At 65.3% G+C, this 9,812-nt stretch carries 11 protein-coding genes and 3 tRNA genes; 4 read left to right on the top strand and 10 right to left on the bottom strand.

Features of this window, described 5'->3' with window-relative positions; translation table 11 throughout:
* Positions 1-2 precede the first annotated feature (2 nt).
* A complete protein-coding gene (locus tag C493_RS08710; protein WP_007259060.1) occupies positions 3-1,658 on the top strand; it encodes a GTPBP1 family GTP-binding protein in 1,656 nt (551 codons plus the stop codon).
* Between the two features lie 13 nt (positions 1,659-1,671).
* Here the strand turns inward: C493_RS08710 and C493_RS08705 are convergent, their stop codons facing one another.
* The 5 genes from C493_RS08705 to C493_RS08685 all read right to left on the bottom strand — a co-directional run bounded on the left by C493_RS08705 (position 1,672) and on the right by C493_RS08685 (position 4,663).
* Positions 1,672-2,133, bottom strand: coding sequence for a hypothetical protein (locus tag C493_RS08705; RefSeq protein WP_007259059.1), 462 nt, complete (start codon positions 2,131-2,133; stop codon positions 1,672-1,674).
* 91 nt (positions 2,134-2,224) lie between these two features.
* Positions 2,225-2,959, bottom strand: a complete 735-nt coding sequence (locus C493_RS08700) for an HAD family hydrolase (RefSeq protein WP_007259058.1) — start codon at positions 2,957-2,959, stop codon at positions 2,225-2,227.
* A gap of 8 nt (positions 2,960-2,967) precedes the next feature.
* Positions 2,968-3,468, bottom strand: coding sequence for a hypothetical protein (locus C493_RS08695; RefSeq protein ID WP_007259057.1), 501 nt, complete (start codon positions 3,466-3,468; stop codon positions 2,968-2,970).
* Between the two features lie 4 nt (positions 3,469-3,472).
* Positions 3,473-4,405 carry a methenyltetrahydromethanopterin cyclohydrolase gene (gene mch / locus C493_RS08690; RefSeq protein WP_007259056.1) on the bottom strand — a complete coding sequence of 311 codons (933 nt, stop codon included), beginning with the start codon at positions 4,403-4,405 and terminating at the stop codon, positions 3,473-3,475.
* 48 nt (positions 4,406-4,453) lie between these two features.
* On the bottom strand, positions 4,454-4,663 hold the full coding sequence (locus C493_RS08685) for a heavy-metal-associated domain-containing protein (protein ID WP_007259055.1): 210 nt from the start codon (positions 4,661-4,663) through the stop codon (positions 4,454-4,456).
* A gap of 119 nt (positions 4,664-4,782) precedes the next feature.
* Between C493_RS08685 and C493_RS08680 the strand changes: the two genes are divergently transcribed.
* Complete coding sequence (locus tag C493_RS08680) at positions 4,783-5,226, top strand: universal stress protein (RefSeq protein ID WP_049889235.1); 444 nt, start codon at positions 4,783-4,785, stop codon at positions 5,224-5,226.
* Positions 5,227-5,246: 20 nt separating this feature from the next.
* Here the strand turns inward: C493_RS08680 and C493_RS08675 are convergent, their stop codons facing one another.
* From C493_RS08675 to C493_RS08655, 5 genes are all read right to left on the bottom strand, one after another.
* On the bottom strand, positions 5,247-5,564 hold the full coding sequence (locus tag C493_RS08675) for an MTH1187 family thiamine-binding protein (protein WP_007259053.1): 318 nt from the start codon (positions 5,562-5,564) through the stop codon (positions 5,247-5,249).
* Positions 5,565-5,746: 182 nt separating this feature from the next.
* The gene (locus C493_RS08670; RefSeq protein ID WP_007259052.1) at positions 5,747-6,100 is read right to left on the bottom strand and encodes a HalOD1 output domain-containing protein; all 354 of its coding nucleotides are present in this window, start codon (positions 6,098-6,100) and stop codon (positions 5,747-5,749) included.
* A gap of 475 nt (positions 6,101-6,575) precedes the next feature.
* A tRNA-Gly gene (locus tag C493_RS08665) sits at positions 6,576-6,646 on the bottom strand.
* Between the two features lie 763 nt (positions 6,647-7,409).
* Positions 7,410-7,480: transfer RNA gene (locus C493_RS08660), tRNA-Gly, on the bottom strand.
* Between the two features lie 19 nt (positions 7,481-7,499).
* Positions 7,500-7,570: transfer RNA gene (locus tag C493_RS08655), tRNA-Gly, on the bottom strand.
* Positions 7,571-7,897: 327 nt separating this feature from the next.
* On the opposite strand from C493_RS08655, the gene C493_RS08650 reads away from it, so the two are divergent.
* A complete protein-coding gene (locus tag C493_RS08650; protein WP_007259051.1) occupies positions 7,898-8,782 on the top strand; it encodes a putative RNA uridine N3 methyltransferase in 885 nt (294 codons plus the stop codon).
* Positions 8,783-8,786: 4 nt separating this feature from the next.
* Positions 8,787-9,806: a 50S ribosomal protein L3 gene (locus tag C493_RS08645; protein ID WP_007259050.1), complete on the top strand. Its 1,020-nt coding sequence runs from the start codon at positions 8,787-8,789 to the stop codon at positions 9,804-9,806.
* Positions 9,807-9,812: the final 6 nt, after the last annotated feature.

Below are 9,812 nucleotides of genomic sequence, written 5' to 3'. Positions count from 1 at the left end.
ATATGAGCCGTGACCGGGCTCTCCTCGAGCGAGCCCTGGACCGTGGCGAAGAGGACGGTGGCAACGTCGAATTCAAGGAGCGGCTGTCACGGGACGTCCACCTCGAGGGTGGCCGACGCGAGAGTCTGGCAGCACAGCTTCGTCACCGACTGCTCTCCGGCGACGGCGAAGCGACGTACGTCGTCGGCGTGACGGACGACGGCGGACTCGCCGGCGTCGATCCGGATACCTTCTCCGAGACGATGGACGTTCTCTCCTTGCTTGCCGAGGAGGCCGACGCCCACATCGACGACGTCCAGACGTGGAGCGTCGACGGCGTCTCGGATGCGGCGTCGTCGAACGGGACCACGCCGCCGGCCTCGGCCGGCCACGGCCTCGTCGGCGTCGCCACGATTCGCGAGGGCGGCGTCCTCGAGACGGACGACGAACACGTCGTCGTCGGGACGGCCGGCCACGTCGACCACGGCAAGAGCACGCTCGTCGGTTCGCTGGTCACCGGGAAAGCCGACGACGGCGACGGCGCGACGCGGGGTTACCTCGACGTCCAGCCCCACGAGGTCGAACGCGGGCTGTCGGCGGACCTCTCCTATGCGGTCTACGGCTTCGACGACGACGGTCCCGTTCGCGTCCGTAACCCGAACCGCAAACGGGACCGCGCGGCGGTCGTCGAGGAGGCCGACCGCCTCGTTTCGTTCGTCGACACCGTCGGCCACGAGCCGTGGCTTCGCACGACCATTCGTGGTCTCGTCGGCCAGAAACTCGACTACGGACTGCTGGTCGTCGCCGCCGACGACGGCCCGACGCGAACCACCCGCGAACACCTCGGCGTCCTCCTCGCGACCGACCTGCCGACGATCGTCGCGATCACCAAGACCGACGCCGTCAGCGACGAGCGCGTCGAGGAGGTCGAACGCGAGGTCGAACGACTGCTGCGGGAGGTCGACAAGTCGCCGCTTCGCATCGCCCGCCACGGGGTCGACGCCGCCGTCGACGAGATCAGCGAGCGCGTCGTCCCCATCGTCGAGACCAGCGCGATCACGATGGACGGCCTCGAGACGCTGGACGAACTGTTCGATCGATTGCCCAAGACCGCCCAGGACAGCGGCGAGTTCCGGATGTACGTCGACCGGAGCTACTCCGTGACCGGTGTCGGCGCCGTCGCCTCGGGCACCGTCATGGCCGGCGAGGTCGAAGCCGGCGACGAACTCCTGCTCGGGCCGATGCCCGACGGGCGGTTCCAGGAGGTCGAGGTCCGCTCGATCGAGATGCACTACCACCGGGTCGACAAAGCCCAGGCGGGGCGGATCGTCGGCATCGCCCTCAAGGGCGTCAAGGAGAGCGCCATCGAACGCGGGATGGTCCTCTTGCCCCGGGACGCCGATCCAGACCCCGTCCGGGAGTTCGAAGCCGAGGTAATGGTGCTCAACCACCCCACCCGGATCGGCGAGGGGTACGAACCAGTCGTCCACCTCGAGACGATCGGCGAGGCCGCCGCGTTCCATCCCGAGAACGGTCGACTCCTCCCCGGCGACACGGGCGAGACCACGGTTCGGTTCAAGTTCCGCCCGTACCTCGTCGAGGAGGGCCAGAAGTTCGTCTTCCGCGAGGGACGCAGCAAGGGCGTCGGGACGGTGACGGACGTCACGCCGATGGAGTGACGTGACGCCGACTCTACGATTCTTCCGTTTCAGCGCCAGTAGCGCTCGAGATCGTTCCGACTCCGATCGCTGACTCGCCGGTGATCGTGCCACCGAGGGTCACCGCGTCCGGACGCGTGAACAGCACCGTCTCGTCGGGCATCGAGACGTCGGTGCGAATCTGGCACTCGAGGAAATCCATCGAGGCGGCCTCGGGACCGTGCTTGACGAGTCGGCGTTCCATCTCGCGGCGCGTATTGTGGCTCATGTAGAACTCGTAGCCGGCGCGATCCTCGGCGGGCGGAGCTGCGGCGTCAGTATCGGTATCCGTATTGGACTCGAGACGGTCGAACAGCGCTCGACAGACGTCGACCGGGTCGGTAGCGGCGACGGTGACGATCGACGTCGACGTCGACTGGGCGTCCGAGTCCGACGAATCGGCGGCCCCGCGGATCGAGTCAACGATTTCGGCGAAGTTGATCGCACGGTCGGTCATCGACTCTCACGTCGGGCGGCACCCTCTAAAGTCGGACGATCGGTCGACGCGGCGACTCGAGCAGCAGGCGAGGTCGCGAGGATAAACCGGCTCACCACGGCGGCGACGACAGCTCCGCGAGCCCCTCGAGCCGGTACGTCGGCGTCGGATCGGGCGTCTCGGGAACGTCCTGGCCGTGTGGCACCCAGACGGACTGCATTCCCGCCGCCCGGGCGCCTGCCACGTCCGAGGCGAGCGAGTTGCCGACGTAGACCGCCCGATCCGGCGTCGAACCCAGCGCGTCGAGGGCGCGCTCGAACGGTTCTGCGGACGGTTTCGCGGCCGTATCGTAGCCCGCGTAGACGACCGTCTCGAAGTGCGCGTCGAGGCCCGTCGCCTCGAGTTTCGCGCGCTGCATCCCGGGTTCGCCGTTGGTGATCAGCCCCAGTTGGTTCTCCGTCGCGAGCGTCTCGAGGACGTTCCGAGCGCCGGGGAGCGGTTCCACGGCCTCGCGGTCGCGGTACTCGCCGTAGGCATCGGCGACGGCGCGCCCCGTTTCGCGGTCGTAGCCGGCGTCGACCGCGAGGTCGGCGAAACACCGCCGCCGGAGGTCGTCGGCGCCGCTACTCTCCTCGAGGTAGGTTCGGTACCGACCGTAGTAGTCGTCGACCGTCCACGGCGCGTCGGTCTCGAGGCCGACGCGTTCGAACGCCCGCGAGAGGATCTCCGATCCGGGTCGAGTGTACCGACAGAGCGTGTGGTCGAGGTCGAAACAGACCGTATCGACGACGCCGTTTTCGACAGCCGTCGCCGGGTTGCCGTCGCGACCGGAACCGAAATCAGTCATGCGCCCGGCTACGGACGGCCACGACAAAAGCCGTCCGACGAGCGCTCGGCCGCCTCGAGCAACACGGCCCACTCGAGGAGTCGGCGGAGTCGATCCCGATCCCGATCACGATTCCGGCGCGTGTCCCGACGAGCACTCTCGTCGCGGACCGCGTCGAACGCATCGTCGTCGGTGAACGGTCCGTCGGCGTCGGCGAGCGCCTCGAGCACCGCCTCGGTACCGTAGACTCGTTCCCGGAACGCCCGCCGGAGCGACTCCGTCTCGAGTGCGTCCGCGGCGAACGGATCGGTCGGCACTCGCCGATATCCCGCGGGCTCTGCGGCCGCGAGTTGCAGCGCCCGGAGAAAGACGAGCCACGTCTCGGCCGCCTCGCGGGTCTCGAGTCGGGTTTCGTCGACGAGGCGGCCACAGCAGTCCGCGACGGCGCCGGCGGTCTCGGGCACGGCGGCGAGGACCGATCCGACGGCGGCGAGGTCGGCGGGCGGTTCTGGAACCGGTTTGAACTGCACGGCCCTAGAGATCGAACGACTCGGCGAGCAGTTGCTCGTCGGTCTCGCCGCGGACGTACGTCGGTCCGCCGAGGACGTCGATCGTCACCTTGGCCGGGGCGAAGAGGTCGGCGGGGACCTCCGAGAAGTCCCACTCGAGGTCGGCGAAGATCTCGCCGAACGGGCGGCCGTGGCCCTCGGACGCCGTCGAGGGCACGTCGTCGAAGACGTCGGCGTCATCCCGGACCGTGAGGTGGGCCGTCCCGCCGTAGGCGATGGCGTCGTTCGCGCGGGCGATCGCGGTCCGCTCGTCGGCCGGAACCGGCGGGACGGGCGCACGCCCGCTCGCGGAGACGATATCCAGCGGATCGTACCCGAGTTCGGAGAGACGGAACGTGGCGAGTTCGGCCGCTCGAGCGGCGTTGCTGATGCTGCCCACGAGGCTCGCGGAGGGGTAGGCGAGCAGGAAGACGCTGCTCGGTTCGACCTCGGCGAGTTCGGCGACCTGCTCGGCCGCCTCCGCGGTGGGTTCCTCGTCCGTCTCGACGGCCAGCGCCGTCAGATCGAAGGCGTCGGTGTAGCCGACGCGGTGAAATTCCTCCTCCTGGGCGACCAGGGCGCGGGCCGGTCCGCTTCCCAGGCCCTCGAAACCGTCGACCGTCAGCTCCCAGCCCGCCTTCTGCGAGCAGAGCAACGACAGCGCTGGCTGGTCGGTCGAGAGTTCGACGTAGCGGATCGGCGCGCCGTCGATCTCGCCGACGTGGTGACTCGGCGTCGCCATCCCCGCCGTCTGGATCTCCGTCAACAGTAATCCCGCTTCGACGCCCCCGTCGAACTCCTGACCGAAATCGAGGACCGTCGCGTCGTTGGCGAGATCGTAGCCGCCGACGTTTAGCTCCTCGGCGTACTCGAGGGCTTCGTCGACTAGCTCGATCGCCATCCGGTTGAGACTCTCCATAGCCTCGCTTTGCTCTCCGGCGTAAAACAGTTTGTAGTTCGGCCCGCGTCAGACCGCCGGCTCGTACCCGGCGTCTTCGATCGCGCCGGCGAGCGTCGTCTCGTCGACGGTCGCCTCGTCGTGAGCGACGCTGACCTCGCCTGCCTCGTGGTCGGCCGTCGCCGACGACACCCCTTCGAGCGCCTCGAGCGTTTCGATCACGTTCGCCTCGCAGCCGTCACAGGACATCCCATCGACCTCGAGCGTGGTCTCTTCCATACCACATCGTCCGCCGTCGCACGGGTTGAGTCTTCCGCTCGCTGTCGTTCCATCGGCGCGGTTCCACCGACGTGGTGCTAACGGGTGGTTTGATATGTGAGTAGGCTGTTCTTTCCGCCATGTACACAGTGCTCGTCCCGATCGACGAGGAGCGAACGCGCGTCGAGGCACAGATCGACGCCGTCCTCGACCTGCCGAACGTCACCGACGACGTCGCCGTCGAACTGTTCCACGTCCGCAAGGAACTCGAGTTCACCGACAGCGACGAGGACGTCGAGATCGGGAAGGTCCGGAACGACCTCGACGAAGCGGCGATCGAGAAGTTGCCCGAGACGGTTTCGCTCGCCCACGACGAACTCGCCTCGGCCGGCGTCGACGCGACGGTTCACTCCGCGACCGGCAATCCCGCGGCCGCCATCGTCGACGTTGCCCAGCGGTTCGACGCCGACGAACTGATCGTCGGCGCACGCGGCCAATCGCCCGTCGGGAAGGTCCTGTTCGGCAGCGTCGCGCAGTCGGTGATTCTCGACACCGACCGCCCTGTCAAGGTCGTCCCCTCCTGATCGCTCGCGGGGCCGCGAGATCAGTTACGAGTCGTGTTCGTCGCGGGCCGACCGAGGTGGTCTTCGACGGCATCGACCTTCTGCTCCGCCGAGACGTCTCGGCCGCGTTTGTCGTCGATCTTGAGGACGGTGCTCACTCGATCACCGTCGACCGCCTCGTGTGCAGCCTGCGCGGCCGCGAACAGTTCGTCGGCGTCCTCGGCTTCGATCACCGTCCCCATCGGATTCGTCTCGTACTCGACGTCGTACGCCTCGAGGGCGTCGACGGCCTTCGCGACCTCTTCTGACATGCTGTCTTCGATCACCGGTGCGACACTCAGTAGTGCGATGACTGTCATCGATACGAACGTCGTGGACGAGGGTCGTAAATCCGGCCCATGCCCATCGCCGGCGAGCGGTCGCCGATCGACAGTTCCGGTACAGACTACCTCCGCCGCCCGAGTTTCGGGCGTTGTGACTCGTCGGCGCTCGACACTCGCTCAGAAGGAAGTGGACCGCAAGCGGCTGCCGACCGATTCGATTAGTCCGCTCGCGTCGGTCCCTGCGCCCCCGTCGGCGGGTAGATGATGACGTCTCCGTTGGCGTACACGTAAACCTCGTGCTCGAGGGCGGTGAAGGCGATGTGTCCGCCGCTGCGTTCGGTTCCGTCCGCTTTCGGGCTGAAGATCCGATCGAGCGCGTCGGGGTCGACGCTGTCGTACAGCGAGAACTCGCCCTGCGAGACGTCGGTGTCGGCAATCGACGCCAGCGCGTGCACGATCGTCGTCGTGAGCGTCGCGGTGCCGTCGGGGTCGTGTTTGAACACGTAGCGGTCGTTGGTCTGGTCGTACTGGAGGCCGTCCGCGTCGCCGGCGGTCGAGAGTTCAGTTTGCATAGGAAGTCAGCGATTCAATCGTCGATTGTTCGTACTTACTCGCGGTATAAAAGTCAATCGCAGGCAACATCAGTTAACGAACGTGAGTGGTTTCTCTCCCTGACGGTGTGATCGTCATATTTGTTCAGTTTCGCTAGACGGCCGTCGATCGTCTGTCGGGCCGACTCACCGTCGGTACCGATCGCTAACCTCGTATTTCTCCGCTGAACGATCGGCTAGCACCGTGCTGTCTGGACCGTGTTCGACGCCTAATAACGGCTTACTCCCCGTCTCGAATGTGACGTGGACAACGTTGTCTCGGTCTCTCTCGAGGAGAGTGCTGGCTGGGATTTGAACAACGCGAAGACGATCCTGCTCGCTCACTACGTTCGCTCGCAGGCTGCGACTTCTCTCGTTCAAATCAAGGCCGACTTCACGGCTCACGGGTGACGAGCACACGCTACGCGGTGCTCGTNGGCGTTGTTCGCTGTAGAAGTGCGCTGGCTGGGATTTGAACCCAGGTTGTGACCATGGCAAGGTCACGTGATACCACTACACTACCAGCGCGCTCGAGCGAGAGTCGCTCGCTCTCGAGTGTATTCGAACGATGGCGCCGCGCTTATTTATAAATGTCGAAACGGAACTCGTGGCGGCTGTTGGGTGCTCGGCGGTAGGTCCGTTCGGATGGAGCGTGAGTACTCGACCGACAGGTATCGGCAGTTCGGCTCCTCGAGGTTGGGACTGCATGATACGGACTGCTGTAAGTCGTTACCGGAGCGACCCCGCGTCGTCCTGCGGTCGCTCCGGCAAAACGTTACAGCAGGCCGTATGACTCGAGGACCGTGTCAGCCGGCGACGGGAGACGATCGTCTCGCTCCGGGCGGCGCTGTGACTCCCCTGATGGCTCCAGATTACTTTCCGTCCACGAGTACCAGCACTGTTACATAGCGCTCGTGGGGTTGTGTTCGAAGAACTGCGCTGGCTGGGATTTGAACAACGCGAAGACGATCCTGCTCGCTCACTGCGTTCGCTCGCAGGCTGCGACTTCTCTCGTTCAAATCAAGGCCGACTTCACGGCTCACGGGTGACGAGCACACGCTACGCGGTGCTCGTCGNGCTGCGACTTCTCTCGTTCAAATCAAGGCCGACTTCACGGCTCACGGGTGACGAGCACACGCTACGCGGTGCTCGTCGGCGTTGTTCGCCGTAGAAGTGCGCTGGCTGGGATTTGAACCGCTCCCGAGAACCTGCTCACTTCGTTCGCAGAACCTCGGTATGCTTCAAGTCAAGATCCGATTTCCGTCGCTCACGAATTTGTTCGCGACAGAAATGCGCTGGCTGGGATTTGAACCCAGGTTGTGACCATGGCAAGGTCACGTGATACCACTACACTACCAGCGCCCTGTTGCACTCTCAAGTNTGCGCTGGCTGGGATTTGAACCCAGGTTGTGACCATGGCAAGGTCACGTGATACCACTACACTACCAGCGCCCTGTTGCACTCTCAAGTACACCGGGAGGGATGTATAAGGGTTGCGAACCGGAAGCGTCGTGGGTGTTCACCGCGTACCACACCATCGAGCGATCCACCGTCGAATCAACCGAATCTAACGCCCTATACAACCGCTCGAGCGGTAATTCTCGCAGATCGACGGTCGCCAAAACGAACGACCCCGCCGGGAGTCGTTCACGATTCTCTGCATGTGTCGAATTCACACTCGAGAGCGAGTCACAGCCGGAATCGAATCCGCTACCCTTTTAAGATCCTGTCCGCAACAAAGCGCTACAGTCTAGTGACGCGGCGCCGAAGCGTTTCGGCATGACCGTCAGCGTACTCGTTCCGTCGTCACTGACCCGGGAAGCCGAGGACAAACGCGAGGCAACTCGCAAGCTCGGATACGTCGCCCGTGCGGCGACGATCTACCGGGTCGATCGCCTCATCGTCTACCCAGATCGGGCGGGCGAAACGGGGCGATTCGGCGACGGGTTCGTCAGCACTGTACTGCGATACGCCGCAACGCCACCCTACCTCCGAAACGAGGCCTGGGGGATGCGGGACGAACTGGAGTACGTGGGCGTCTTGCCGCCGCTCCGCGCGGTGTCACAGACCGGCTCCGAATCGAACGGTTCGGGGTCGTTAAGACAAGGGATCGTGACCGAGGTCGGACCTGAAGGGCGCGTCCGGGTCAATTGCGGCTTGCAACACCCGATCTCCCTCAACACGCCTCCGGATATGGAGGTCTCCGAGGGGGAGCGCGTGACCGTCAGGATCTCTTCGCGACGACCGGTCCGGGCGAAACTCGTCGACGAACCCCTTCCGGGGCTCGCAGTCGAGCGGACGGACCTTTCGACAGCTCTCGGCCGTGAGGACGCCGGCGTCTGTATTGCGTCGTCTCGCTACGGTATCGAACTTACCGTCGGACGACTCGAGACGCTGGCCGGACGCGTCGGCGACGGACTGACCGTCGCCTTTGGTGCGCCCGAGAGAGGGCTGCCGGATATCCTCGGAATCGAGGCATCCGCCATCGACGCTGACCCATCGGGGCAGCTGGACACCGCGGCGGATGACGGAGTCGAACCCACGCAGTCAGCCGATCCGGGGTTCGACCTCTGGCTAAACACGGTTCCGGATCAGGGCAGCGAGGTGGTGCGAACGGAAGAGGCTCTGTTCGCCACCCTCGCTCCCCTCTCACTGCAAGAGTGATAGAATGCCACAAGCAAATTCACCACGCAAAGGCTCACTCGGGTTCGGCCCACGAAAGCGTGCGACCAGCGAGGTCCCACGCTTCAATTCGTGGCCGGACGACGAAGGACAGCCGACGCTCCAGGGTTTCGCGGGCTACAAGGCCGGCATGACCCACGTCGTCATGGTCGACGATAAATCGAATTCGCCGACCGAGGGGATGGAACAGACCGTCCCCGTGACGATCGTGGAGACGCCGCCAATGCGCGCGGTCTCCCTGCGTGCGTACGAAGACACGCCGTATGGAAAGCAACCGATCACCGAGGTCTGGACCGACGAGTTCGTTCCCGAACTCGACCGCACTCTCGACCTCCCCGGTGACGACTACGACGCCGAGGCCGCCGAAGAGGAACTTCGGAACCTCCTGGCTGAGGGTCGCATCGACGACGTTCGCGTCATCACGCACACGGTTCCCGGATCCGTTCCGTCGGTTCCGAAGAAGAAACCGGACGTGATGGAGACGCGCGTCGGCGGCGGCTCCGTCGGCGAGCGCGTCGACTTCGCCCTCGAACTGCTCGAGGACGGCGGCGAACACGTCATGAACGACGTGTTCCGCGCCGGCGAGTACGTCGACGCAAGCGGCGTCACGAAAGGTAAGGGTACGCAGGGTCCCGTCAAGCGATGGGGCGTCCAGAAACGAAAGGGCAAGCACGCCCGGCAGGGATGGCGCCGCCGCATCGGGAACCTGGGTCCATGGAACCCGTCCCGCGTCCGGTCGACGGTCCCACAGCAGGGACAGACCGGCTACCACCAGCGGACGGAACTGAACAAGCGCCTCGTCGACATGGGCGACGGCGCTGACGCGACGGTCGACGGCGGTTTCGTCAACTACGGCGAAGTCGACGGCCCGCACGCGTTGATCAAGGGCTCGCTCCCCGGTCCGGAACAGCGGCTCATCCGCTTCCGCCCGGCGATCCGACCCGGAGACCAGCCGCGCCTCGACCCCGAGGTGCGCTACGTCTCCACCGCATCCAATCAGGGGTAGATAGAC

This window comes from Natronolimnohabitans innermongolicus JCM 12255 (assembly GCF_000337215.1).
Taxonomy (GTDB): domain Archaea; phylum Halobacteriota; class Halobacteria; order Halobacteriales; family Natrialbaceae; genus Natronolimnohabitans; species Natronolimnohabitans innermongolicus.
This window is presented reverse-complemented; position numbering and strand designations above follow the sequence as displayed.